At 69.2% G+C, this 24,524-nt stretch carries 23 protein-coding genes, 2 tRNA genes and 1 riboswitch; of the genes, 15 read left to right on the forward strand and 10 right to left on the reverse strand.

What is annotated here, in order from left to right:
• The first annotated feature begins 110 nt into the window (after window positions 1–110).
• On the forward strand, window positions 111–491 hold the full coding sequence (locus tag AB0I12_RS17895) for a hypothetical protein (protein WP_359930453.1): 381 nt from the start codon (window positions 111–113) through the stop codon (window positions 489–491).
• A 74-nt stretch (window positions 492–565) separates the two neighbouring features.
• Here the strand turns inward: AB0I12_RS17895 and AB0I12_RS17900 are convergent, their stop codons facing one another.
• The 4 genes from AB0I12_RS17900 to AB0I12_RS17915 all read right to left on the reverse strand — a co-directional run bounded on the left by AB0I12_RS17900 (window position 566) and on the right by AB0I12_RS17915 (window position 6,694).
• Window positions 566–1,642 carry a ribonucleotide-diphosphate reductase subunit beta gene (locus tag AB0I12_RS17900; RefSeq protein WP_359930903.1) on the reverse strand — a complete coding sequence of 359 codons (1,077 nt, stop codon included), beginning with the start codon at window positions 1,640–1,642 and terminating at the stop codon, window positions 566–568.
• Window positions 1,603–4,416 (reverse strand): ribonucleoside-diphosphate reductase subunit alpha, encoded by a 2,814-nt coding sequence (locus AB0I12_RS17905; RefSeq protein ID WP_359930456.1) that lies wholly within the window; start codon window positions 4,414–4,416, stop codon window positions 1,603–1,605. Before AB0I12_RS17905 ends, AB0I12_RS17900 begins: the two co-directional genes overlap by 40 nt.
• Before the next feature lie 132 nt (window positions 4,417–4,548).
• Window positions 4,549–4,717, reverse strand: a riboswitch (cobalamin riboswitch).
• Between the two features lie 60 nt (window positions 4,718–4,777).
• Window positions 4,778–5,359, reverse strand: coding sequence for a DinB family protein (locus AB0I12_RS17910; RefSeq protein ID WP_359930458.1), 582 nt, complete (start codon window positions 5,357–5,359; stop codon window positions 4,778–4,780).
• A 69-nt stretch (window positions 5,360–5,428) separates the two neighbouring features.
• Window positions 5,429–6,694: a Fic family protein gene (locus tag AB0I12_RS17915; protein ID WP_359930461.1), complete on the reverse strand. Its 1,266-nt coding sequence runs from the start codon at window positions 6,692–6,694 to the stop codon at window positions 5,429–5,431.
• Window positions 6,695–6,783: 89 nt separating this feature from the next.
• On the opposite strand from AB0I12_RS17915, the gene AB0I12_RS17920 reads away from it, so the two are divergent.
• Together AB0I12_RS17920 and AB0I12_RS17925 are read left to right on the forward strand one after the other, a co-directional pair.
• On the forward strand, window positions 6,784–7,605 hold the full coding sequence (locus AB0I12_RS17920; protein WP_359930464.1) for a class I SAM-dependent methyltransferase: 822 nt from the start codon (window positions 6,784–6,786) through the stop codon (window positions 7,603–7,605).
• On the forward strand, window positions 7,602–8,228 hold the full coding sequence (locus AB0I12_RS17925; protein ID WP_359930467.1) for a class I SAM-dependent methyltransferase: 627 nt from the start codon (window positions 7,602–7,604) through the stop codon (window positions 8,226–8,228). Before AB0I12_RS17920 ends, AB0I12_RS17925 begins: the two co-directional genes overlap by 4 nt.
• Here AB0I12_RS17925 and AB0I12_RS17930 read toward each other — a convergent pair.
• The 3 genes from AB0I12_RS17930 to AB0I12_RS17940 are packed head-to-tail and all read right to left on the reverse strand — an operon-like array spanning window position 8,215 to window position 9,746.
• Entirely contained in the window at window positions 8,215–8,409 is a 195-nt protein-coding gene (locus AB0I12_RS17930) for a hypothetical protein (protein WP_131463818.1), read from the reverse strand. The two genes, AB0I12_RS17925 and AB0I12_RS17930, sit on opposite strands and share 14 nt — an antisense overlap.
• A gap of 9 nt (window positions 8,410–8,418) precedes the next feature.
• Window positions 8,419–9,267, reverse strand: a complete 849-nt coding sequence (locus tag AB0I12_RS17935) for a 3-methyladenine DNA glycosylase (protein WP_359930471.1) — start codon at window positions 9,265–9,267, stop codon at window positions 8,419–8,421.
• Entirely contained in the window at window positions 9,264–9,746 is a 483-nt protein-coding gene (locus tag AB0I12_RS17940) for a GNAT family N-acetyltransferase (RefSeq protein ID WP_359930474.1), read from the reverse strand. The genes AB0I12_RS17935 and AB0I12_RS17940 overlap by 4 nt, the downstream gene beginning before the upstream one ends.
• Window positions 9,747–9,787: 41 nt before the next feature.
• Between AB0I12_RS17940 and AB0I12_RS17945 the strand changes: the two genes are divergently transcribed.
• The 5 genes from AB0I12_RS17945 to AB0I12_RS17965 all read left to right on the forward strand — a co-directional run bounded on the left by AB0I12_RS17945 (window position 9,788) and on the right by AB0I12_RS17965 (window position 13,343).
• Window positions 9,788–10,576, forward strand: coding sequence for a fumarylacetoacetate hydrolase family protein (locus AB0I12_RS17945; protein WP_359930477.1), 789 nt, complete (start codon window positions 9,788–9,790; stop codon window positions 10,574–10,576).
• A complete protein-coding gene (gltX, locus tag AB0I12_RS17950; protein ID WP_359930480.1) occupies window positions 10,569–12,086 on the forward strand; it encodes a glutamate--tRNA ligase in 1,518 nt (505 codons plus the stop codon). Before AB0I12_RS17945 ends, gltX begins: the two co-directional genes overlap by 8 nt.
• Window positions 12,083–13,000 (forward strand): type II CAAX endopeptidase family protein, encoded by a 918-nt coding sequence (locus AB0I12_RS17955; RefSeq protein WP_359930483.1) that lies wholly within the window; start codon window positions 12,083–12,085, stop codon window positions 12,998–13,000. The genes gltX and AB0I12_RS17955 overlap by 4 nt, the downstream gene beginning before the upstream one ends.
• Before the next feature lie 118 nt (window positions 13,001–13,118).
• Window positions 13,119–13,190: transfer RNA gene (locus AB0I12_RS17960), tRNA-Gln, on the forward strand.
• Between the two features lie 77 nt (window positions 13,191–13,267).
• Window positions 13,268–13,343: transfer RNA gene (locus AB0I12_RS17965), tRNA-Glu, on the forward strand.
• 54 nt (window positions 13,344–13,397) lie between these two features.
• Here the strand turns inward: AB0I12_RS17965 and AB0I12_RS17970 are convergent.
• Window positions 13,398–14,399 carry a hypothetical protein gene (locus AB0I12_RS17970; protein ID WP_359930486.1) on the reverse strand — a complete coding sequence of 334 codons (1,002 nt, stop codon included), beginning with the start codon at window positions 14,397–14,399 and terminating at the stop codon, window positions 13,398–13,400.
• Window positions 14,400–14,526: 127 nt separating this feature from the next.
• On the opposite strand from AB0I12_RS17970, the gene AB0I12_RS17975 reads away from it, so the two are divergent.
• Complete coding sequence (locus AB0I12_RS17975; protein WP_359930489.1) at window positions 14,527–15,234, forward strand: hemerythrin domain-containing protein; 708 nt, start codon at window positions 14,527–14,529, stop codon at window positions 15,232–15,234.
• A 1-nt stretch (window position 15,235) separates the two neighbouring features.
• Here AB0I12_RS17975 and AB0I12_RS17980 read toward each other — a convergent pair whose 3' ends face one another.
• Window positions 15,236–18,565, reverse strand: coding sequence for a BTAD domain-containing putative transcriptional regulator (locus tag AB0I12_RS17980; protein WP_359930492.1), 3,330 nt, complete (start codon window positions 18,563–18,565; stop codon window positions 15,236–15,238).
• 103 nt (window positions 18,566–18,668) lie between these two features.
• Between AB0I12_RS17980 and AB0I12_RS17985 the strand changes: the two genes are divergently transcribed.
• Genes AB0I12_RS17985 through AB0I12_RS18010 form a run of 6 tightly spaced genes read left to right on the forward strand, consistent with a single transcriptional unit; the run spans window position 18,669 to window position 23,946 of the window.
• A complete protein-coding gene (locus AB0I12_RS17985) occupies window positions 18,669–19,967 on the forward strand; it encodes a sugar ABC transporter substrate-binding protein (RefSeq protein WP_359930495.1) in 1,299 nt (432 codons plus the stop codon).
• Entirely contained in the window at window positions 19,964–20,824 is an 861-nt protein-coding gene (locus tag AB0I12_RS17990) for a sugar ABC transporter permease (RefSeq protein WP_355699157.1), read from the forward strand. The genes AB0I12_RS17985 and AB0I12_RS17990 overlap by 4 nt, the downstream gene beginning before the upstream one ends.
• On the forward strand, window positions 20,821–21,639 hold the full coding sequence (locus tag AB0I12_RS17995; protein WP_359930498.1) for a carbohydrate ABC transporter permease: 819 nt from the start codon (window positions 20,821–20,823) through the stop codon (window positions 21,637–21,639). Before AB0I12_RS17990 ends, AB0I12_RS17995 begins: the two co-directional genes overlap by 4 nt.
• Before the next feature lie 17 nt (window positions 21,640–21,656).
• On the forward strand, window positions 21,657–22,577 hold the full coding sequence (locus AB0I12_RS18000; protein WP_359930500.1) for a nucleoside hydrolase: 921 nt from the start codon (window positions 21,657–21,659) through the stop codon (window positions 22,575–22,577).
• A complete protein-coding gene (locus AB0I12_RS18005) occupies window positions 22,549–23,553 on the forward strand; it encodes a LacI family DNA-binding transcriptional regulator (RefSeq protein WP_359930502.1) in 1,005 nt (334 codons plus the stop codon). The genes AB0I12_RS18000 and AB0I12_RS18005 overlap by 29 nt, the downstream gene beginning before the upstream one ends.
• A gap of 9 nt (window positions 23,554–23,562) precedes the next feature.
• The gene (locus tag AB0I12_RS18010; protein WP_359930505.1) at window positions 23,563–23,946 is read left to right on the forward strand and encodes a VOC family protein; all 384 of its coding nucleotides are present in this window, start codon (window positions 23,563–23,565) and stop codon (window positions 23,944–23,946) included.
• A 10-nt stretch (window positions 23,947–23,956) separates the two neighbouring features.
• Here the strand turns inward: AB0I12_RS18010 and AB0I12_RS18015 are convergent, their stop codons facing one another.
• Window positions 23,957–24,520: an HdeD family acid-resistance protein gene (locus AB0I12_RS18015; protein WP_359930508.1), complete on the reverse strand. Its 564-nt coding sequence runs from the start codon at window positions 24,518–24,520 to the stop codon at window positions 23,957–23,959.
• Window positions 24,521–24,524 lie beyond the last annotated feature (4 nt).

A 24,524-nucleotide genomic window follows, 5' to 3' on the forward strand; every position in this document is an offset into this window, starting at 1 on the left:
GCCGGTGAGGTGCGGGTCGATCGGGCGGCTGGATCGCAAGCCCGCAGTTGTGGGGCATTCGTTCGGTGGGTTGATCGCGCAGAAGATCGCCGGCGAGGGCGCGGCGGTCGGTGACGCTGACGTTCGACGAGTTCAAGTACGGCTGGGCGAACGGCCTCGACGAGGAGGTGGCCCGGCAGCTGTACGACGAGTTCCACGTGGCGGCGTCCGGCGTACCGATCTTCCAGGCGGCTGTCGCCAACCTGAACCCGTTCAGCGAGACCAAGGTCGACTTCAAGGCGGCGAACAGGGGGCCGATCCTGTTGATCTCGGGGGAGAAGGACCAGACGGTTCCGCACGCGATGACCTACGCGGCCTACAGACGGCACAAGAAGAACTCCGGCGTCACCGAGTTCGTCGAGCTCCCGGGCCGCGGCCACTCACTGGTGATCGACAACGGCTGGGAACAGGTCGCCCGCACCGCGCTCGACTTCGTCCACAAGTACGCCTGAGGTGGAAGGCCCGCGGGGCGGCGAGTTGCGCCGCGGGCCTTCCGGTCTCGGTGGGTCGCCCGGCCGGTCGGGTGTCAGTCCCAGGTGAGTCCGCCGGCGGACTGGTACTCGATGACGCGGGTCTCGAAGAAGTTCTTCTCCTTCTTCAGGTCCATCACCTCTGACATCCATCCGAAGGGGTTCCGCGTTTCACCGAAGATCGGTTCGAGACCGATTTGTTCCGCTCTGCGGTCGGTGACGAAGTGCATGTACTGCTCGCAGAGGTCCGCGGTCAGGCCGAGCATGCCGTTCGGCAGCGTGGCCCGGCCGTAGGCGACCTCCAGCTCGCACGCCTCGGTCAGCATCTGCCGGACCTCGGCCTGGAACGCGGCCGTCCACAGGTGCGGGTTCTCCTGTTTGATCTGGTTGACGCAGTCGATGCCGAAGTTCAGGTGGATCGACTCGTCGCGCAGGATGTACTGGTACTGCTCCGCGATGCCGACCATCTTGTTCCGCCGGCCGAGCGACAGGATCTGCGCGAACCCGGTGTAGAACCACATCCCTTCGAACACCACGTAGAACGCGATCAGGTCGCGCAGGAACGCGGTGTCCGCCGCGGGTGTCCCGGTGCGGAACTCCGGATCCTCCAGATGCCGGGTGTACTTCAGTGCCCAGGCGTCCTTGTCGGCGATCGACGGGACCTCCCGGTACATGTTGAACAGCTCGCCCTCGTCGAGACCGAGTGACGTGCAGATGTACTGGAAGGTGTGCGTGTGCACGGCCTCCTCGAACGCCTGGCGGAGCAGGTACTGCCGGCACTCGGGGTTGCTCAGCTGGCGGTAGACCGCGAGCACGATGTTGTTGGCCACGAGGGACTCGGCGGTGGCGAAGAATCCCAGGTTGTGCTTGAGCATCAGCCGCTCGTCCTCGGTGAGGCCGTCCTTCGACTTCCAGAGCGAGATGTCGGCCTGCATGGAGACCTCGGTAGGCATCCAGTGGTTGTTGCAGGCGGCAAGGTACTTCTCCCACGCCCATGTGTACTTCAACGGCAGCAGTTGGTTGACGTCCGCGCGCGAGTTGATCATCGCCTTGTCGGCAACTTCCACCCTTGCCGCTCCAACCGAAATGGTGCTCACTGGCAGGCCTCGCAGTCCGGGTCGTCGAGGGAGCAGACCGCTCCGGTGGGTTCAGGGAGTGCTACCGGTACGGCGTTCAGACGGCCGTCGGTGCCCTGCAGAGTGGACTTCTCCACGTGGGTCGCTGACTGGGAACGTAGGTAATAAGTCGTCTTGAGTCCATAGCGCCAAGCTGACCGGTAAAGCTCGTCGAGCGCGCGGCCCGACGGTTGCGCCATGTAGAGGTTCAGCGACTGCGCCTGGTCGATCCACTTCTGCCGCCGCGACGCCGCCTTCACCAGCCAGTGCGGATCGATCTCGAAGGCCGTCGCATACAGCTCGCGCAGGTCGGCCGGGATCCGCTCGATCCGGGCGAGCACGCCGTCGTGGTACTTCAGGTCCGACACCATCACCTGGTCCCACAGCCCGCGGGCCTTCAGATCGGCGACCAGGTACGGGTTCGCGACGGTGAACTCACCGGACATGTTCGACTTCACGAACAGGTTGCTGTACGTCGGCTCGATCGACTGGCTCACCCCGCAGATGTTGGAGATCGTCGCGGTCGGCGCGATCGCCATGACGTTGGAGTTGCGGAGGCCGTCGCGCAGGACCTTCGCACGCAGCGCGTCCCAGTCCAGCTGCGTGCTCCGGTCGATGATCACGTCGCCGTCGCGCGCGGTGTGCAGCAGGTCGAGCGAGTCGATCGGCAGGATCCCGAGGCTCCACAGCGATCCGTCGTACGACGAGTAGCGGCCACGCTCGGCGGCCAGCTCGCTCGAGGCCTCGATCGCGTGGTAGCTGATCTGCTCCATCGACCGGTCCGCGAACTCGACCGCCGCGTCCGACGCGTACGGGATGCGCAGCGTGAACAGCGCGTCGGCGAATCCCATCAGACCGAGGCCGACCGGGCGGTGCCGCTGGTTGGCGCGCTCCGATTCCGGGGTGGTGTAGAAGTTCACGTCGATGACGTTGTCGAGCATCCGCACCGCGGTCTTCACGGTGTCCCGCAGCAGGTCGGCGTCGAGCCCGTCCTCGGTGAGATGAGCGACCAGGTTGACCGAGCCGAGGTTGCAGACCGCGGTTTCGTCGACGGTGGTGTTGAGGGTGATCTCGGTGCACAGGTTCGACGAGTGGACGACACCGTCGTGCTGCTGCGGCGAGCGCAGGTTGCAGGCGTCCTTGAAGGTGATCCACGGATGCCCGGTCTCGAACAGCACGGTCAGCATCCGCCGCCACAGGTCGACCGCCTTGACCCGCTTGAACACCCGGATCTCGCCGCGGTCCGCCGCCTCCTCGTACCGCACGTAGGCCGCGGCGAACGCCGCGCCGTACAGATCGTGCAGGTCCGGCACCTCGTCCGGCGAGAACAACGTCCACTCGCCCCCGGCCTCGACCCGCCGCATGAACAGATCCGGCACCCAGTTGGCCGTGTTCATGTCATGCGTCCGCCGCCGCTCGTCCCCCGTGTTCTTCCGCAGCTCGAGAAACTCCTCGACATCGATATGCCAGGTCTCCAAATACGCACAGACCGCGCCCTTACGGCGCCCGCCCTGATTCACGGCTACTGCCGTGTCGTTGGCTACCTTCAGGAACGGGACGACGCCTTGGGACTCGCCGTTGGTGCCTCGGATGTGGGCGCCGATGCCGCGGACCGGGGTCCAGTCGTTGCCGAGGCCGCCGGAGTACTTGGCGAGGAGGGCGTTGTTGCGGATGCCGGTGAAGATGCCGGACAGGTCGTCGTCAACGGTGGTGAGGAAGCAGGACGACAACTGGGGCCGGGTGGTGCCGGAGTTGAAGAGGGTCGGCGTCGAGGACATGAAGCGGAACGAGCTGAGCAGTTCGTAGAACTCGATCGCCCGCGCGTCGCGGTCGTCCTCGCGCAGCGCCATCCCCATCGCGACCCGGAGGAAGAAGGCCTGCGGCAACTCGTAGCGCACTTTGCCGAGGTGCAGCAGGTAGCGGTCGTACAGGGTCTGCAGGCTGAGGAAGGTGAAGTTCAGATCGGCGTCGGGCTTGATCGCCGCCGCGAGCCGGTCGAGGTCGAAGCGGCCGAGCTCGGGGTCGAGCTGCCCGGCGTCGATGCCCACCTGGATGTAGCGCGGGAAGTAGTCGGGGTACGCCGTGGTCATGTCGGCCTGGCTGGCCTGACGGGGCTCGCCGTGGACGCGGCCGAGCGCCTCGCGGCGGATCTGGTCCAGCAGCAGGCGGGACGTGGCGTAGCTGTACTGCGGCTCGGTCTCGACAGACGCCCGGGCGGCCATGACGAGGGCGAGCTCGACCTCGTGCTCGGCGATGCCGTCGTAGCAGGCACCGAGCGTCTCGTTCAGGATCTTCTCGGGGTCGACGGCGTCGAGTCCGAGAGCGGCCTCGGTGACGACCACCCGGAGCCGGTCGACGTCGAGCGCCGCCCGGCTGCCGTCGGCCGCGCGGACGGTGAGCGGAGGAGGATCGGTGACTCCCGCCGCGTCGGCGGGAGTGCGCGCCTTGGTCCGCTCCTCGCGATACAGGACGTAGGCGCGGGCGACCTGGTGCTCGCCGGCGCGCATCAGCGCCAGCTCGACCTGGTCCTGGATGTCTTCGACCTGCACGCTGCGGGCCCTCGCGCCGCGGCTGGTCAGGGCAGTGACGACCCGGCCGGTCAGGTCGGTCACCAGATCGCGGACCCGGTGCGTGCCGCCGGCCTCGGCACCCTCGACGGCGAGGAAGGCCTTGGTCATGGCGACGGAGATCTTGGTGGCGTCGAACGGTGTGCTGCTGCCGTCGCGGCGGACGACGGTGAGCTCCGTCCGGAGGTCTGCGGTGGCCGCAGCCGATGAGGAAGCAATGGTCACAGGTGTGTGCTCCAGGAGAGTTCGGAGACCCGGGACCACGCGAGCGGACGCACGACGGGACCGGCGGCACCGGCCGGGAACACCGCCGTCACGTCCTGCGATCCACCCGCGAGATCTCGGACCGCGTGCACCGGCGGTGCACGCGCCGGTGGCAGGTATCCGGACTCGCGGGCACCGTTCGACAGCGTGTCCGCTCACCGTTGCGGGGCAGCTCCGGAGTTGCACCGGATTCCCCTGTTGCCCCGGGACGATCAACATCTTGTGGTTTTGCTCGCCCCGAACCACCAGCAGTAGTGATGCTAGGCGGAGTCTCCTAGATCTTGTGGTAGCGCCACGCCGCGTGTCGCACATGTTGTGGTCCTCACGCCGCGACCGCGTAGAGGTCCTGCAGGGTCATGATCTCGGAGCCGTGATGGATCAGCTCACGGTTCAGCCTGAGGATGACGTGGCCGAACGGCTCGGAGGCGTCCAGTTCATTCGCCTGGCTCAGGCCGACCGTCATCGCCTCGTCCTCGTCGAGGGCGGCGATCGCGTCCCGCCAGGCCTCGACCCAGTAGGTCAGCCAGGCCACCGCATCCCGGGCGTTGCCGTGCAGGGTGATGTCGTCACGCCCCTGCCGGCTCTCGCCGAACGTCCACTCCCAGCGCTCGAAGAACATCTCGGTCAGGTGCGCGATCAGCCACGCGATCGTGCGTGGCCCGCGATGGTCCGGCTCGGCGGGCCACTGCGCGACCCACTCGCCGGAGCCGAGCGCGCGGAACTGCCCGGCATAGTGCCGCCGGACGACGGTGAGCGCCTCACTGCTCGGTCGCCAGAAGTACTGCTCGTCGGTCAGTTGGGCGAGTCGTCCGGACAGCACCATCCAGCTGAAGCCGAGCTGTCCGCGGACCATCGCCATCGCCGACGGCCGGTGCAGGATGTCCCAGTCGAACGCCTCCGGCATCACAACTCCCCTGTACGATCGAACATGTGTTCGAATTCTTGCTCGATCGCGACCGGAAAGTCAAACCACCTAGTGTGTCGGTCCTGGCCTCGACGGGACCGGTCTGCTAGGCGGCTCGACCCGGGTGTCCGCGGCCGGGCTCGCGAACCGGCGCTCCAGCAGCGTGAAGGCGTCGATCAGCTCCGGCGCCTCGTAGACGCGGTTGCGGCGCCCGTCCGTGATCTCGCGCAGGATGCCCGCCTCGACCAGCCGGGCCAGGCCCTGGTTCGCGGCCTGTTGCGAGCGGTCGATGAGCTGAGCCGCGGCGGCGAGGGTGAGGACCGGCGCGGCCGGAAGTGCCTCGATCAGTAGCTCGGCCGCGGAGCCGGCCCGCACCGGGTCCGCGCGTTCCCGCCAGGCAGCTTTCAGATCGGCGGCGGTCTGCTCAAAGCGCGCGGCCTCGGCGGTCGCGTGCGTGCAGGCGGTCGCGAACATCCGCAACCACGGGTTCGCGGCCGCGCGGGCCTTCGCGGTCGTCGCGCGTCCGACGTACCGGAATGCGGTCAGAGAGTCGACGTACTCCGCGGCGTGAGTGGCGAGTGCGAGCGAGACCGGCGGCACGGTGCGCGTGACCAGTCCGTCGGCGCGCAGGATCAGGTGGATCAGCGCGCGGCCGGTGCGGCCGTTGCCGTCGGCGAACGGGTGGATCGTCTCGAACTGCGCGTGCGCGATCGCGGTCTTGGCCAGCACCGGCAGCGGTGACTCGCGCACGAACGTCATCAGATCCGCGAGCAGGTCCGGGATCAGCTGGGCCGGCGGCGGCACGTAGTACGCCTCGGCGGGGGAGCGGCCGCCGATCCAGTTCTGCAGGTAGCGGATCTCGCCGCCGTACTCCGGGGTCGGCGAGTGCGCCATCAGCCGGCGATGTGCCTCGAGCAGGTGCTCGACCTCGAGCTTGTCGCCGGCCTGGACGGACTCGGTCACCCACGTCATCGCGTCCACCGCACCGAGGACCTCCTCGGCGGTCACGTCGTGCACGCGGTCGCGCAGTACGTCGGCCTTCAGCAGCCGGCGCGCACCGACGACGAGGCCTTCGATGTGCGACGACCCGACCGCTTCGGCGCGCAGCAGCAACCGCGCCAGCGCCTCGCTGTTGGTCAGCACGGCAGCGGTCGCGTCCAGGCGGGCCAGGTCGCCGGCGGCGTCCTCGAGCAGCGCCAGGACGTCATCGCTCAGGTCGAACTCGCGCCCGGCCAGCGGATCCGGGAAGTACAGCTCGTACGACCCGCCCAGGCGCTCCGCCCGGGTGAACCCGTCGGGGTGCCCGGGCCAGCGGTGCAACTCAACCCGTGCCATACTCTTATTCAAGCTTATCCACAAACCTTGAACAAGGGCTGCGGAAACCCAACGCTGACTGGACCCCGGTTGTGGGCACACTTCTGCCTGTGACCCTGGACGCGCAGACGCAACGGATGGTGGCCGCCAACGAGGCCGACTGGAATGCTCGCGCCCCGCTGCACGCGGCGAGCGACTTCTACGACCGGCCCGCGGAGTTCTGGTTCGCGGACTACGAGTGGGAGGATCTGGGCCCGCTCGACGGCCGCGACGTCCTGCACCTGCAGTGCCATCTGGGTACCGAGACGATCGAGTTCGCGCGCCGGGGTGCGCGCACCAGCGGACTCGACCTGTCGGAGAAGTCGCTCGAAGCGGCCCGGGAGATCGCGCGCGAGGCCGGCGTCGAGGTCGACTACCTGCACGCCAACGTGTACGACGCCGTGGGTGCGGTCGGTGGCCGGCAGTTCGACGTCGTGTACACCGGCAAGGGCGCGCTGTGCTACCTGCCCGACCTGCAGCAGTGGGCCGAGGTGGTCCGCGATCTGCTCAAGCCCGGCGGCGTCCTCTACCTCGTCGAGTTCCACCCGCTGCTCAACGCGCTCCGCGAGGTCTCGCTCCCGGGCGAGTCCGACGAGTTGGTGCTCCGGGCCGACTATCTGGAGGGGCGCGGCCCGATCGCGCACGACTCGACCGTCACCTACACCGGCGACGAGGTGCCCGGCCGCCAGACCAGCTACGAGTGGCGGCACGGCCTCGGCGAGATCGTCACCACGCTCGCTTCCACAGGCTTTCAGGTCACCGGGCTGCGCGAGTCGGACGTCCTGCCCTGGCCCCGCTGGGCGGCGATGCGGCAGACCCCGGACGGCTGGTGGCGCCTGCCGGACGACGCCCCTCGCATCCCGCTGTTCTTCGCGCTGAAGGCGATCCGATGACCCGCGCGGACCGCGAACAGGACCTGATCGCCTACTACACCGGCGAGATCCACGCCCGCGTCGGCCGGGACCTGCCCGAGCCACGTGTCGCCCGCCGTACGGCGTACCTCGATCAGCTCCGCCTCGAAGGCCGCGACACCGTGCTCGAACTCGGCTGCGGCCCCGGCCGCGACGGCCAGGCGATCGCGGCGGCCGGTTTCACCTACACCGGCGTCGACCTGTCGCCGGCCAGCGTCGAGGCCTGCCGCGAGCTCGGCCTGCACGCGGAGGCCGCGTCGGTCCTCGAACTGCCGTTCGGCGACGCGACGTTCGACGCCGGCTGGACGATGAGCACCTTGCTGCACGTGGCGGACGAGGACCTCGATCAAGCGCTGCGGGAGATCGTCCGGGTGCTCCGTCCGGGCGCGCCGCTGGCCGTCGGCCTCTGGGGCGATGTCAGCGGCAGGGAACACGTCTGGGACGACGGCAAAGGCTACGGCCCCGGCCGCTTCTTCAGCATCCGCAGCGACGAGGGGATGCAGGAAGTCCTAGGCCGGCACGGCGAGCTGGAGCAATGGACCACCTGGAACGACGGCGGCGCCATGCACTACCAATGGGCAGTGCTCCGGGTCAGCGCTTCCTAGGCCCGCGGATCGCCACGTACAGCAAGGCAACGCCGAACGCCGCGACGATCGGGCCGACGGTGGCCCAGAGGGTGCTGCCGGTCATCGAGCTGCCTTTGAGGTAGCCGAGGCCTTGGAGCGTCCAGACGCCGCCGATCGCGATGAGCAGAGCGGCGAACGCGATGGCGACGATCTTTCCCATGCAGTGAGGCTAGCCGAGCAAGTCGTCGCAGAGGTCGACGAGTTGCCGGCGGAGTGGGCGGGCGCGGTCGGCGAAGCCTCGCTGGGCGGCCGTGTACTCCGCTTTGCCGTCGGGTGTCTCGATGCGCACGGGGGAGTAGCCGAGCGGCTGGAGGTCGTACGGCGAGGCGCGCATGTCCAGCGTGCGGATGTCGCGGGCCAGCTCGAAGCACGACAGCACGAGCGAGCTCGGGGTGAACGGCATCAGCTTGCACGCCCACTTGTAGAGGTCCATGTTCGCGTGCAGGCAGCCGCCCTGTTCCAGCACCGGCTGCGACTCGCGGCTGGGCTGCAAGGTGTTCAGCGGGCGCGCCGAGTCGGTGAAGAACCGGAACGCGTCGAAGTGCGAGCAGCCGATCTTGTGCGATTCGACGACCTGATCGGTGCCCTCGGCCCCTAACCGCAGCGGCCAGGACGCATGCCGTACGTCGGGGGTGCGGTACACCATCGCCCACTCGTGCAGGCCGAAGCAGCCGAACTGGGGCTGGCGGTCGAGCGTGGACGCGAGCAGTCGGCGGATCCACCTGATGCTGTCGGCGCGGCATTCGATCTCGGCCGGATCGAGCGACGCCGTCCCGTCGACGACGACGTACCCCCGGCGATCGCCATAAGCAGCAGCCTCTTCCAGCCGCACGCCCGGCCCCGGGTGCCAGACCCGCAACTGATTGGGACGGGTCGGGTAATAGGTGAAGAGGAAATCCTCGACGGGATGTGCCTCGCGCCGCGTTCGTCGTTCCAGGTGACCGGCCAGCAGGACGTCGACGCGCGCGGTGTGCTCCTCGGCGTACGACGTCCACTCGGCCAGTGTCAGCGTGGTCATAGGTCGAGGGCGAAGGCGTACAGATCGACGCCCGGGATGGGGGCCCAGTCACGCTCCGGGAGGCGGACGAAGCCGAGCCGCTCGTAGATGCGGTGCGCGGTCGTCATGTAGGCGGCGCTGCTCATCACGATCCTGCGGTGGCCGAACTCGCGGGTGCGCTCGATGCAGCGTTCGGTGAGCGCGGTACCGACGCCGAGCCCTCGCGCACGGCCGGCGACGCCGAGCATCCGGAACTCGCCCTCGTCGTCCAGGCCGATCTCGCGGTAGACGGAGCCGACAGGACAGTAGGTGACAGTGCCCAGCAGGCCGGACGGATCCGCCGCCACCCACAGCTCGGCCTTCGCCGCCCGGTCAGCCGCGGCACGCAGCGTCATCGCGTAGTCACCGCGCACGAACCCGTCGTGGGAGTAGGCCTCCACGGTCAGGTCGCCGACGGCGTCGTACTCGGCGGGAACCGCAAGGCGGATGTCGAAAGTCACCGCCTAACTGTCTCATCCCACCCCGACGGTAGGCTCGGCCCGTGCGTATCGCCAGATTCTCCGTGGACGACGAGCCGAGGTACGGCGTCGTCGAGACCGACGACCCCGAAGGGCTCGTCGGCACTGTCAACGTCCTCGACTCGGACCCGCTCTACCGGTCGGCGCAGTTCACCGGGGAGAAGCTGCAGCTCGCGGACGTCCGCCTGCTGGCGCCGGTGATCCCGCGCAGCAAGGTGGTCTGCGTCGGCCGCAACTACGCGGCGCACGCCGCGGAGCTCGGCAACGACGTGCCGAAGGAGCCGATGATCTTCCTGAAGCCGAACACGAGCGTGATCGGCCCGCGGGACGGCATCGTCTACCCGGAGCAGACCAACGACCTGCACTTCGAGGGCGAGCTGGCGATCGTGATCGGCCGGATCTGCCGGGACCTGCCCAAGGAGCGGGTCAACGAGGTGATCTTCGGCTACACGATCGCGAACGACGTGACCGCGCGTGATCTGCAGAAGAGCGACGGGCAGTGGGCCCGGGCCAAGGGGTATGACACGTTCTGCCCGCTCGGTCCGTGGATCAGCACCGAGTTCGACGCCTCCGACGTGCGGGTCAGCACCGAGCTGAACGGCGAGCCCAAGCAGGACGGGCGGACGTCGCAGTTCATCTTCGACATCCCCGAGGTGCTGGCCTACATCACCTCGTTCACCACGCTGCTGCCCGGGGACGTGGTGCTCACCGGTACGCCGGCCGGCGTCGGCCCGATGCTGCCGGGGGACGAGGTCTCGGTCAGCGTCGAAGGCATCGGAACCCTGACGAACAGGGTGATCGTGCGTGACTGACCCCGTGCTGGGCGATCTCGAGCCGCACGAGGTGCGCGTCCGGTTCCCGCCGTCGCCGACGGGTCTGCTGACCGTCGGCAACATCCGCAGCGCGCTGTTCAACTGGGCCTTCGCCCGGCACTTCGGCGGCAAACTGGTGCTCCGGATCGAGGACACCGACACCTCCCGCAACACCGAGGAGGGCTACCGGTACACCTACGACGCGCTGCGCTGGCTCGGTCTGACCTGGGACGAGGGTCCCGAGGCCGGCGGCGAGTTCGGCCCGTACCTGCAGTCCGAGCGGATGGAGCTGTACGCCGACGTCGTCGCGAAGCTGATGGCCGCGGGCAAGGCGTACCACTGCTACTGCTCGCAGGAGGAGCTCGACCAGCGCCGCGAGGCGGCCCGCACGGCCGGCCAGCACAGCGGGTACGACGGCCACTGCCGCGATCTCACACCCGAGCAGGTGCAGGCGTACGTCGGCGAGGGCCGCCGGCCCGTGGTGCGGCTGCTGATGCCGGACCACCCGATCGTGTTCGACGACCTGGTCCGCGGCGAGATCACCTTCCTCCCGGAGAACCTCGGCGACTACGTCCTGGTCCGGGCGAACGGCTACCCGCTGTACCCGTTGGTGAACCCGGTCGACGACGCGCTGATGGAGATCACGCACATCCTGCGCGGCGAGGACCTGCTGTCGTCGACGCCGCGGCAGATCGCGCTCTACGAGGCGCTGGCCGAGATCGGCATCGGCAGCGGCCGGATCCCGCGGTTCGGCCACCTGCCGATGGTGATGGGCGAGGGCAACAAGCGGCTGTCCAAGCGGGACAAGGGATCCGGCCTGACCGAGTACGTCGACCGCGGGTTCCTGCCCGAGGGCCTGCTGAACTACCTGGCGCTGCTGGGCTGGTCGATCGCCGAGGATCGCGACGTGTTCACGATGGCGGAGATGGTCGAGGCGTTCGACATCCGCAAGGTGAACTCGAACGCGGCCCGCTTCGACCCGAAGAAGTGCGAGGCGATCAACGCCGCCCACATGCGGCTGCTCCCGCAGGACGAGTTCGCGCGGCGGATGGTCCCGTTCCTGGCCGCGGCCGGTGCGCTGCCGGCGGAGCCGTCCGCGGAGCAGCTCGCCGTCCTGCAGGCCGCCGTACCGCTGGTGCAGGAGCGGATGAACACGTTGTCGGAGTCCGACGAGATGCTCGGCTTCCTGTTCGTCGACGAGGCCGCGTTCACGGTCGATCCGGATGCCGCTGCCAAGGTGCTGACCGGTGACGCGGACGCCGTACTCGATGCTGCCGTGAAAGCGCTGTCGGACCTCGGCGGCACGGACTGGACGACCGCGGCGATCGAGGCCGCGCTCCGGGCGTCGCTGATCGACGGGCTCGGGCTGAAGCCGAAGAACGCGTTCGGCCCGGTCCGGGTGGCGATCTCCGGCCGCCGGATCTCGCCGCCGCTGTTCGAGTCGCTGGAGCTGCTCGGCCGGGACAAGTCCCTGCACCGCCTCGAGCGCGCCCGCCGTACGGCGTCATGAACGAGAAGACGGCGTTGACGCCGTACCTGCGGCTGCTGAAGAACGACGCGACCCCGCGCTCGTACGTCGTGCTCGGCGCCTTCACGATCCTCGTCGGCTGGCTGATCGCGGGCATCGTCATCCTGGGCGCGCAGATGGCGATCCGGGAGGACCCGCCGGGGACGCTGTCCTGGTTCGGGCTGCTCGCGACCAACCTGACGCTGATCCCGCTGATCCCGCTGTCGGTGTACGTCGCCCGGGGGCTGAACAAGCAGACGCCGGGTCTGCTGTCGTCGGTGGTCGGCCGGATCCGGTGGCGGCCGCTGGCCTGGTTCGCGCTCGTCGCGGTCGTGCTCGAGCTGATCTCATTCGCGATCATCCAGCTGGGCGACGTACCGCTGGCCATCGGCGAACGCCACGGCGGCGGGATGGCGCCGGACGCGATCGCGGTCGTCCTGGTCACGCTGCTGACCTCGCCGATCCAGGCCGCGGGGGAGGAGTACTACTTCCGCGGGTATCTGCTGCAGGCCGTCGGGGCGTACGCCCGGAGCTGGGTGGTGGCCGTGCTCGTCACGGGCTTGCTGTTCACCGCCGCGCACGGGATCTGGCCGTGGGAGAGCCCGGCGCTGTTCGTGGACCGCCTCGCGTTCGGTCTGGTCGCCGGACTGCTCGCCGTCCGGACCGGTGGCCTGGAGGCCGGCATCGCGTCGCACGCGGCGAACAACGTGGTGACGTTCGTGTTCGCGGCGTTCACCGACACCGTCGGGGCGAGCCTGGGTGTGAAGGACGCGCCCTGGCCGCTGGTCACGATCGACGTGCTGAAGTTCGCGGCGTTCGGCGCGATCGCGCTGTGGATGAGCGGGCGGATGAAACTCGAGACCCGCTCCGAGTTGCCGCTGAGCGCCTTGTCAGTAGGCGGTCCGCGACAGGTGTGACGGGAGTGACAACGCGCCGGAGGGGGCTCGTTTTGCTGTCCGGTCCCTGCCTCGGGTAAGCTCTCCGAGCCGGGTTGATGAGGGCGGAAACGAACTCTTCGACTCAGTGAAATGCCTTTGGGGTATGGGGTAATTGGCAGCCCGTCTGATTCTGGTTCAGTTAGTCTAGGTTCGAGTCCTAGTACCCCAGCGGATTGGACCGCACCGATGAAAATCGGTAGAGTTCAACCTCGTTGCCCGGGCGCAAAGCCCGGACGACAAACCTCTGGCCCCGTTGTGTAGCGGCCTAGCACGCCGCCCTCTCAAGGCGGTAGCGCGGGTTCGAATCCCGTCGGGGCTACCAGAGATCGACAGCCTCCCATCCGGACGGATGGGAGGCTGTCGTCATTGAGGGGCGTCATTCCGGTTTACGGACCACCGGGACCGGTTGGTGTCTGCGGGCAGCCTCGTGGGCCAGCCTCGGCGTCAGTGCCCGGCCGCCGGCGAGAAACCTCCGCAGTTGCGTGAAGCGGCCGGCCGGAAGGCTGAAGTCTGCCAACGCCCGATCCACCCGCACATGGACGCCACCCGCGACAGGCGTCGCGGTACCGACGAATGCGGCGTTCTGCTGACCGGTGAAGACCTCCGCATGCTCGTGGAACGTCAGACAGGCCCGGCCGGTGGCCGAGGCGCCGAATGAACCGGTCTGGACCACGAACCCGTCCGCGACCCGCTCGACTCCCAGCGATCGCACCGGGAGCGGCCAGCCTTCGGCATCGCGGACCGTCAGCACCGGGTTGCCGAGTCGCAGCGCGCGCTCGGCTCCCGGCCGCCAGTCGGCCGGCGGCGCGGCCCACGCCGGTGGTGCCGCCCCATCAGGTGCCGGGTCGGACGGCGGCGCGGTGACGCCGGCCGCGGCGTCCCATCGCAGCGGTTCGGCGTCGAGACGGCCGCCGGGCCACCACAGGATCCGCAGCGGCGTGACTTCGATCCACAGCCGGCTCCAGTACCACTGCTGCCGTCGTGCGACGAACCATGGCTGCCCGGCCACCGTCTGCGGCAACTTCTCCAGAATGCGACGCAGGTACAGGTCCGTGTTGCCCTGCAGATCAGCGTCCCGGACCGTCGCCAGACCCTGAACCAGCACCACCGGAGCGTCACGCAGTCCCGAACCGGTCGGATCGGAGAACAGCAGCGCCACGCGCGGGTCGTGCCGGGCACGCTCCGCCTTGGCCGGATAGGTGAGGCCGGTGCTCACGTCGATGGTCGCCGAAGCGGAGTCGTGATACGGCGTCAGCGGCCAGGTGATCGGTGCACCGGACCGGGTCAGCGACGCGTACTCGCAGGTGATGGCTCGCTCGACGATCGGCAGGACGGCAGCCGGCCAGACGGAAACCGCCTGTGTGGACAGTGCGTTCATGATTCCCCCTTGTGGTTGTGACGAGTGTCCGGCCAGGTCCTTGGGATCGGCTTGGGGTTCGGCCACAAGTGCTTTCCAAGCGGGTGCCCGCAGGGTCGGAACATCGGCTCGAAAGGAAGGAATCATCATGACGATCGTCGATCAGCGGCGGCTGCTGCCCGGACAGGCGGCCGCGCCGCCCGGCCCGGTGGACGTGACCTCGATGTACGTCGTGCACCACGCGTTCCGTCGCGACCTCACCGCGTTCAAGGCGGCCGTGATCGGCACGCCGCTGGAGGATCGCGACACCTGGCGGGCACTCGCCGGGCGGTGGGGCAAGTTCCGCGAGATCCTGCACAAGCATCACACCGGCGAGGACGCCGGTCTGTGGCCGCTGCTGATGGCCAGGGCGAACTCCGACGGCCGGGCCACGCTGGAAGCGATGGAAAGCGAGCACGCCGAGATCGACCCGCTGCTGACGTCGTGTACGGCGGGGTTCGAGCGGCTGGCGGCGTACGCCGACGCGGATGCCCGGGACGCGCTGGAGGTCCGGATGGTCGCCCTCAAGGAACACCTGACGCGACACCTCGACCACGAGGAACGCGACGCGATGGCGCTCGTCCAGCGCTACCTGGTCAACGCCGACTGGCATCGGCTGGAGCAGGAGCACTTCAAGCCCGGTTACGCTCCGCGGGACATGCCGTTCCTCGCATCCTGGATCATGTACCGGCTACCGGCCGAACACTTCGGTCAGGTCCGCGCATCGATGGCCGGCCGGCCGATGGAGCTGTTGTGGCGGCTGCTCTGGCGACGGCCGTTCGAGCGACGGGAGCGGCTGGCGTTCCGTTACGTGTGAATCAGAAGCCGCCGCGATCCCGCTGCTCCCGGAACCATCGTGCGGCCAGCGGGATCTCCCATTCCGCACACAACTCCAGCGCCCGGTCGGCGTGCCTGGTCGCAAGCTCCCGATCGCCCGTCGTCATCGCGGTCAGGGCGAGAAAGGCATCCACAGGACCGAGCGGGACGGAGAACCCCGCACTGCAGACCCAGCCGGCGAACGGGCTCAGCCACTGGTACAACGACCGTGCCGGACCCGGCTGTGCGTAGGCATAGGCGACCTCGGCGGCGGCGCAGTGCTGATGCATCGACAACCAGTCGTCGTTGGCCGGAATCACCAGCTCGCCGTTGCCGAGGGCCCGCGCCTCGTCGATGCGGCCGGCGCGGACCAGGAGCCATTGGATCGTGAGGTCGACCGGGATCGGGCTGTGCGACCCGAGCGCTGCGAAAGCCGGCGCCATCTCCGCGGTGCGACCTCGCCAGACCTCGATGCCGGCGAGGCCCGAGACCAGTGACTCCTCGCGCTGCGGGAACGACGCCCCGGCGATCAGCTCGCGCCGCTGCTCGAGCAACCGCTCCGCTTCGTCGAATCGTCCCCGCATCGCCAGCCACGGCGCCTCGAGTTCGCTGACGACCACGAGCGCGTACGCCAGCCGCCGCGGTCCGGCGATCGACCGCACCTGCCGCATCTCGTCCCACATCTCCGCGACCCGGCCGAGCTCACACGTCGCGATCACCCGGATCGTGCGGGCCAGCGCTTCGCGGACCGGATCGGCGAGTTCGACCGCGGCGGCCACGGCCTCGTCGGCCAGCCGCAGCCGGTCCGGCGCGGTGGCGGGACGCCAGGTGGCGATGAACGCGGCCTGACAGGCCCACACCAGCAGGGCGCGGTCGCCGAGCCTGCGCGCCATCGCCATGCCCTGCTCGCTCAACGCCTCCCGGTAGGCGGGTGCGTCGGAGTGATACAGCTCGGTCGCCAGCACCAGCAGCGCCCGGCAACGCAGTTCGCTGTCCTCGGCCGGCAGCTCTCGCAAGGCCCGTCGCAAGGTGCTGATGATGTACGGATCCGTCTGCCCGTACGGTCGCGTCTGCCACAAGGCGCCCTCGGTCGCGCCCACTGCCGCCCGTGTCATCCGTACGACGTCACCCAACTGCTCCGCCTCGTGCACCGCCGCGGTCAGGGCGGCGTCCAACGAAGCCCGGTCCACGGACCACCGGCACGCGTCGGCACGTGCCATCAACAGGTCGTACCGGTCGAGCGGAGTTGCGGAGCTGTCGGTCTGCTGTACGTCGAGCGCTGCCGCGAGCAACGCTGCCGCTTCGTCGTAGGCGTACAGCCGGATCGCGCGCTCGGCGGCAACGGCTGCCGCTCGCCAGGCTCGTGCCGCATGGGCCGGCCCGGCGGCCAGCCAGTGTCGTGCTGTCTCGGACGGCGCCGCGTCAGTAGCCTCGAGCACCTGGGCGATCGCCGCGTGCCGGCGAGCGCGCCGCGCCGCTGGCAGGCCGGAGTACACCACGTCGCGAACCAGCGCGTGGGCGAAGCGGAACCGCTCCACCCGCTCGCCCTCGGCGATCACACCGGCGGCCAGCGCGGGATCGAGGACGTCGAGGAGTTCGTCCGCGTCGCGGCCGGTCGCCGCGGCGAGAACCGCGAGATCGAACTCACGGCCGATCACAGCGGCTGTCCGCAACAGCTCACCGGTTGCCTGTGGCAACCGTGCGACCCGGCGCGCGACGACGTCCGTGACTGCTGCCGGCACGTCGCCGCGGCCGTCCCGGAGCAACTCGACCAGAAAGAACGGGTTCCCGTCCGTCCGCGCACGGAGCGCCTCGGCTTCCTCCGTGCCGGGCTTGTGACGGGTGGCGGCCTCGACGAGTTCGGCCGCCTCGGAGGTCGTCAATCCGTGCAGATCGAGGCGTAGCGCATGCCGCCGACCGAGGGACTCGGCAACGGCCGCGAGCTGAGCGGTGAGCTCGGGAGCTGCCCTGCGGGTGGCGACGACGAGCAGTCGTCCGGTGTCGAGCACGTCCGCGAGATGCCTCAGCAACTTGAGCGACGACGGGTCTGCCCAGTGCAGGTCGTCGAGGGCGATCAGCAGCGGGCAGGTCCGCGACGCCGCAACCAGGATGTCCGCGGTCATCGTCCACAGCCGGAACCGCGCTGCGTCGACGTCTGCCGCCGACGGTCCGACGAGTCCGGACTCCAGCAAACCGGTCAGCTCGGCGAGGTCACGCCGTACCTGCTCCGGGAGGCCGGCCTCCGCGAGGGTCCGGAGGATGCGGATCCACGGCCACAGCGGTGGTGCGCCCTCGTCCTCCGAACACCGCCCGCTGAGTACGGCGAATCCGCGCGAACGCGCCCGGGCCGCGATCTCCGACGCCAGCCTGGTCTTGCCGATGCCCGGCTCACCGACCAGTACGGCGAACTGCGGCGCCGCGGTCGCCTCGTCGAGCAGCCGTTCGAGCGCCGCGACTTCGGCGACCCGTCCGGCCAAAGGCCACTGCGCCCCGGCAACGGGCCCGGTAGGAGCTGCCACGGTCTTCGGCCGCCAGACCAGTTCGGGGTCCTGGCGGAGTACGGCGACCTCCAGCTCCCGAAGCGTCGTACCCGGGTCCAGCCCGAGCTCGTCCGCCAGGATCTCCCGAACCCGGCGCAGCGCATCAAGCGCGTCGGCCTGCCGACCGGTGCCCGCGAGCGCCAGGACACGCAGTGCCCACAGCCGCTCGCGCAGTGGATGCTCGGCGGTCAGAGCCTCCAGCTCGGCGGCCAGCGTTGCGTGTTGACCGAGCGTCAACCGGGCGATCGCGCGGTCCTCGAGAGCCACCAGCCGGAGCTCCTCGAGTCGTCCTCGTTCGGCGACGGCCGCGGGAACGTCGTCCAGATCGGAGTACGGCGTACCTCGCCACAAGGCCAGCGCGTCGTCGAGCGCCCTGACGACCTCGGTCAGCTCCAGCGGTTCGAGATCCGGCGCCGTGACCGTGCCTGACGACAGACCGAGCCGGAGATGTGCCGCATCGACCGTCGTGCTGAACCGGGCCGAGTCGAGGCAGTCCGCGGGCAGCCGCAAGGCATAGCCCGGCGCGACGGTCACCACGGTCTTCGCCAAGGTGCGAGCCGGCCGGTCCGGTTCCAGCGCCTTGCGCACGCCGGCGAGGTACACCTGCAAGGTCGGCAACGCGCTGGGCGGCGGACTGTCCCGCCAGAGCATGTCGATCAGGCTGTCCACCGGCACCGGCTGCCCGCCGTACAGCGCAAGGGCCGAAAGCAGCATGCGTTGCTTCCGGCCACCGAGTTCGACCGGCGCGCCGTCCCGCAGGACCTGAGCCGCCCCGAGAATCCCCACCCTCACCACCTGAGAGTACGTCGCCGATGCGGTGGACAGCTCAGGTCTAAGCGCTTAGTCTAACCGCTTAGACCGATCAATCGGGGCCGCTGGAGAAGAGGGAACCCCTGTGAAGCGACTACTTCCCGCCACGATCGTTGCCGTCGCTGCCCTGGTCGCCGCGTGTGGTGGCTCGCCCGACGCGGGCGCCCCGGCCGCGGCGGACCAAGGTCCGGAGACCGGGACGATCACGTTCACGGGCACCGACAACGCCGAGACGTACCAGCCCGTGATCAAGGCCTTCGAGGCGAAGAACCCCGGCATCAAGGTGACCTACACCCAGATCCCGTTCGACCAGTTCAACGCGACCATGCAGCAGCGGCTGAGCGCGAAGGACGCCGGCATCGACGTGTACACGGTCGACGAGCCGCGCGTCTCGCAGCTGGCCGCCAAGGGCTTCCTCACCGATCTGAGCGACCTCGACGAGCAGGTCAAGACGAAGTTCAGCGCGACGGCGTCCAAGACCAACCACTTCCGCGACAAGCTGTGGTCGTTGCCGATGTGGAACTCGACGCAGTTCCTCTTCTACAACAAGACCGCGCTCGCCAAGGCGAAGGTGACCCCGCCGACCGCGGACCCGCAGCAGCGCTGGACGTGGGAGCAGGTCGAGGCCGCCGGCCGGAAGGCGATGCAGTCGGGCGGCACGAAGTACGGCCTGTTCATGGAGCAGCCCGAGGCCTACTACCAGCTGCAGCCGCTGGCCGAGTCGCTCGGCGGCGGATCCGGGATCGAGGGCGACGACGCGCTCACCCCGGCGGTCGAGACCGACGGCTGGAAGAAGGCGATGCAGTGGTACGGCGCGACGTTCGCGAGCGGAATGTCGCCGCGCGGCATCGGCGGGTTCCAGACCGGGCCGGTGTTCGCCGCGGGTGATGTCGCGTTCTTCGTCGGCGGCCCGTGGGACCTGAAGATCTTCGGCAGCTCGAAGATCGACTGGGGCGTCGCCCCGCTGCCGTACTTCCAGGGCGGCAAGCCGGTCACGCCGACCGGTTCGTGGTCGCTCGGCATCAACCCGGCGTCCAAGCAGCAGGGGATGGCACGCAAGTTCGTCGAGTTCGCCACGCTGGACGCGGCCGGCAACCTGGCCACCACGAGCACCACCACGATCATCCCGGCGAATCTCGACGCGCAGAAGCAGTACACCCCGCAGCTGGACGGATTCTCCGGTACCAAGACAGCCGGCGCGGCGGCGATCACGACGTACGAGAGTGAGCACACCGCGGTGTCGCGGCCGGTGAGCGTCGGGTACATCCAGTTCGAGGAAGTCATGGGCAAGGCGTTCGCGGACATCCGCAACGGGACCGATCCGGCCGCGCGGTTGCAGGAGGCGACCCGGCAGCTGACCGACGCCTGGAAGTCCATTAAGTGAGGCAGCGGCAAGGGCTGATCGCTCTCGCGTTCCTGGCGCCGGCGCTGGTGTGTCTCGCCGTCCTGCGAATCGTCCCGGCGATCTCGGCGGTCGTCGAGAGCTTCTACACCGAGAGCCTGCTGCGCGGCGGCCGGGTGTTCGCGGGCCTGGGCAACTACACGGACCTGCTGTCGAACAAGGACTTCCGGCAGTCGGTCGGCGTGACGCTGCTGTTCACCGTGCTGGTGAACCCGATCCAGGTCGTGGTCTCGTTCCTGCTCGCGGTCCTCTTCACCCAGAGGGCCGCGGGCGCGCGACTCTGGCGCACCCTGGTCATCCTGCCGATCGCCACCCCGCCTGCGGTGTCGGCAGTGATCTGGAGCGTCATCTACCGCCCCGACGGCCTCGCGAACGGCGTCCTGGAACGGCTCGGCCTGCCCGCGCAACCTTTCCTCACCTCGCCGAGCCAGGTGCTGCCGTCGCTGATCGTGCTGCTGTCCTGGATCGGCGTCGGGTACTGGATGCTCTTCCTGATCGCGGGCATCCAGGAGATCCCGGCCGAGGTCCGCGAGGCCGCGCTGCTCGACGGTGCCGGCCCGTGGCGCCGGATGGTGTCCGTCGTCCTTCCGCTGGTCCGGCGCCCGCTCGCGTTCGTCCTGGTCGCCGACACGGTCTCGAACCTGCTCGTGTTCGCGCCGGTGCAGATCCTCACCAAGGGCGGCCCGAACGGCAACAGCAACCTGCTGATGTACGACGTGTACAGCCGCGCCTACGCGATCGGCGACATCCACGTCGCGCAGGCCGAGGTGGTCATCCTGGTAGCGCTGACGCTGGCGATCGTGGCCGGGCAGTTCCGCCTGCTGCGAGGTGACCAGTGAAGCGCGTCAGCCTCTCGGTGCTCGGCGGCGTCGTCGGCCTGCTGTTCTTCCTGCCGCTGCTGTGGGTGGTGACGAACTCGCTGCGCCCGGGCTCGGAGACGTTCGCCAACCTCAGTCCGCTGTCCTGGCAGACGTTCCTCGAGCTGCGCCCGACGCCCACCAACTACGCGTCCCTGCTGGACAGCGCGATCGGACGCGCGACGCTCAACTCGATCCTGGTCAGCGCGGCCACGGTCGTGCTCGGGCTGGCGGTCTGCGCGAGCGCGGCGTTCGGGCTCGCGGCGTTCGAGTTCCGGGGTCGCGGGCTGCTGTTCGGCGTCGTCGTCCTGAGTTTCCTGGTGCCGTTCGACGCGATCGCGATCCCGCTGTCCACGATGTTCCGGGACTGGCACCTGACGAACACGTTCGCCGGGCTGGTGCTGCCGGGGATCGGCAACGGGATGGCGATCTTCCTGCTCCGGCAGTTCTTCCTCGGCATCCCGGCCGAACTCGTCGAGGCCGGACGGCTCGACGGCCTCGGCTGGTTCGGGGTGTTCCGCTGGATCTACCTGCCGCTGTCGAAGCCCGCGCTGATCGGCGCCGGACTGATGCTGTTCCTGTTCCAGTGGCAGGCCTACGTCTGGCCGCTGCTGATCGGCACCGACGCGAAACACATCCTCGGCCCGGTGGCGTTGTCCAACCTGCAGGGCCAGAACTTCACCGACTACGGTCTCGTGTTCGCGGGCGCCGTCGTCCTCACCGTCATCCCGCTGGTGGTCATCGCCGGCTTCCAGCGGTACTTCGTCCAGTCCGTGTCGAGCACCGGACTCAAGTGAAGGAGATCCCACAGTCCATGCAGCGATCCCTCATTCTCGATACCGATATCGGCTCCGACGTCGACGACGCGATGGCGCTCGCCCAGATCCTCGGCAGCCCGGACCTCAGCCTGGTCGAGGTGCACACCGTGTACGGCGACACGCGGCTGCGGGCCCAGCTCGCCCGGCGGTACGGCGTACTGGCCGGCCGGGACCTGGACGTCGTACCCGGTCTCGCCGAACCGTTGTCGGGCCGGGAGGTCTGGTGGGCGGGGCACGAGGGCGCGCTGCACGACGACCTGTCCCAGGAGACCATCGGCGCCGGCACTGCGCCCGAGCGGCTGGTCGCACGGCTTCGCGAGCACCCTGGTGAGCTCGACGTGGCCGCGATCGGCCCGTTGACCAACGTGGCCAAGGCTTTGGAGCTCGAGCCCGAGGTGCCGCGGTGGATCCGGCATCTGTGGGTGATGGGCGGATCGTTCGGTGACGACAAGGCGGAGCACAACTTCACGTCCGACGACGTCGCCGCGCAGGCCGTCCTGAACGCGGGGATCGCGACGACGGTCACCGGGCTGGAGATCACCCAGCAGGTCACGATCGGTGCCGACCTGCTGGGGCGGATCCGGGCCGCTGGTCCGTTGGGGGCGGCGTTGGGCGCGGACATCGAGCAGTGGTGGGCGTACTGGAGCGAGACGTGGAACGTGCCGCATGACCCGGTCGCGGTGCTTGCCCTGAGTCGCCCGGAACTGTTCGAGGTGTCCGACCCCGGCCGGGTCTCGGTCGTGGTCGGGGGTGAAGGGGCCGGGCGGAGTACGTTCACCTCTGATCCAGGCGGCACGGTGCGCATCGTCACGGGGGTGGATGCGGAGCGGGTCGCGGAGGAGATCACGGGGCGGATCGTGGCCGCGGGGACGGCTTACGCTGTGCAGCGTGGGGAGATCGATGGCGACGGCGCGTGATGTCGCGGAGCGGGCCGGTACGTCCACCGCGGTCGTCAGCTATGTCTTCAACAACGGCCCGCGGCCCGTGTCGGCGGAGACCCGCCGGCGCGTGCTGGAGGCCGCGGCCGAGCTGGACTACCGGCCGAACATCCTCGCCCGCGCGCTGAGCGCCGGCCGCACGTACTCGCTCGGCCTGCTGATCCCGCAGATCCGCAACCCGTACTTCGCGACGCTCGCCGAGCACCTGGAGAACCACGCGCGCCGGCACGACCACCTGCTGCTGATCGGTGACTCGGCCGGGGACCCGGAGCAGGAGTCGGCGCACATCGGCTCGTTCATCGAGCGCAAGGTGGACGGCGTCGTGCTCGTGTCGTTGCTCGTGGAGCCGGCGATCCAGCGGTTCGCGGCCGCCGGCGTACCGGTGGTCGCGCTGCATCCGGTGCCCGACGGGGTGACGGTGTCCACGCTCTCGATCGACTACGTCGCGGGCGCGGAGGCGTCGGCGACTCACCTGCTGTCGCACGGCTACCGGACCCTCGGCGTCGTCACCGGCCCCGAGGAATCACCCGGTACGGCGGAACACCGCCGCGGCATCGAGCGCGCACTGACGGCGCATCCGCGGGCCTCCGCGCGGTACGTCGCCGCGCCCGTCTCGCGATTCGCCGCGCGGGACGCCGTACGGCCGTGGTTCGCGCAGAAGCGGCCGCCGCGGGCGATCTACTGCTCGACGGACGAGCAGGCGTTCGGCGTCCTGTTCGCGGCCTGGGAGGCCGGGCTGCGGGTGCCGGAGGACGTGGCGGTGATGGGCTTCGACGGCACCAGCGAGTGCACGGTGACGATCCCGCCGTTGGCCAGCGTGCGGCAGCCGATCGAGGAGACCGCGCGGCGGGCTGTCGAATTGTTGCTCGATCGCACCGACCCACCCGCCGCCCGCCACGTCCTCGACTACGAACTGGTTCCGAGCACCTCCTGCGGTTGCACCGAATCCGGGTAGCCTGAACGGATGGCTGTCGAGTTCAATCACACGATCGTGAATTCCAGCGACAAGTTGGCGTCGGCGCGCTTCCTGGCCGGCCTCCTGGGTCTCCCGGAGCCGAGTAGCTACGGACCGTTCGCCGTGGTGCAGCTCGGGAACGGTACGTCGCTGGACTTCGCCGATGCCCATGGACAGCCGCACTCGCAGCACTACGCCTTCCTGGTGACCGAGCAGGAGTTCGACCAGATCCACGCCCGGATCGTCGAGCGTGGCCTCACCTACTGGGCCGACCCGTTCCACCGGCGCGAGGGTGAGATCAACACCAACGACGGCGGGCGCGGTCTCTACTGGAACGATCCCGACGGGCACAACCTCGAGATCATCACCGTGCCGTACGGCGGTACCCCCTGACCGTGCCGGCCTAGGCAGGGGCCGGGCTGGAGTGGGCCGGACCTGAGTGGGCCCGCCGCACCGACAACCCGACGGCGATCAGTACGACGCCCCAGACGAGGGCCGTGACGCCCAGCAGTACGGCGATGCCGACCGCGCCCGCGCCGGGGTTGGCGGCGAAGAGGATGCCGATGAACAGCGACAGCAGGCCGCTGACGACCAGCAGCCAGCGCGGCATCACCTGCTGACTGCTGAACGCGCCCGCGAGCTCGAAGATGCCGCGGATGATCAGCCAGACCCCGAGGATCCAGGTCAGCGCCTTGGCGGTCATACCGGGACTGGTGATCGCGAAGAACGCCGCGAGCAGGGCGATCACGCCGAGCGTGATCAGCCACAGGCGGCTGCCCCCGGACTCCCGCTGGAAGGCCTGGACGATCGACCCGATCCCGTCCACGAGGGCCCAGAACCCCCAGAGCAGAACCAGTGCGATCGCCGTGTGGATCGGCCACGCGATCGCGAGAATCCCGAACACGATGCCGACCGCACCGCGCACCAGCAACATCTTCCACCCGAGAGTCAGCCAGTCCCGCTCCATGTGG

It is taken from the genome of Kribbella sp. NPDC050459, from assembly GCF_040655315.1.
In the GTDB taxonomy this organism is placed as follows: Bacteria; Actinomycetota; Actinomycetes; order Propionibacteriales; family Kribbellaceae; genus Kribbella.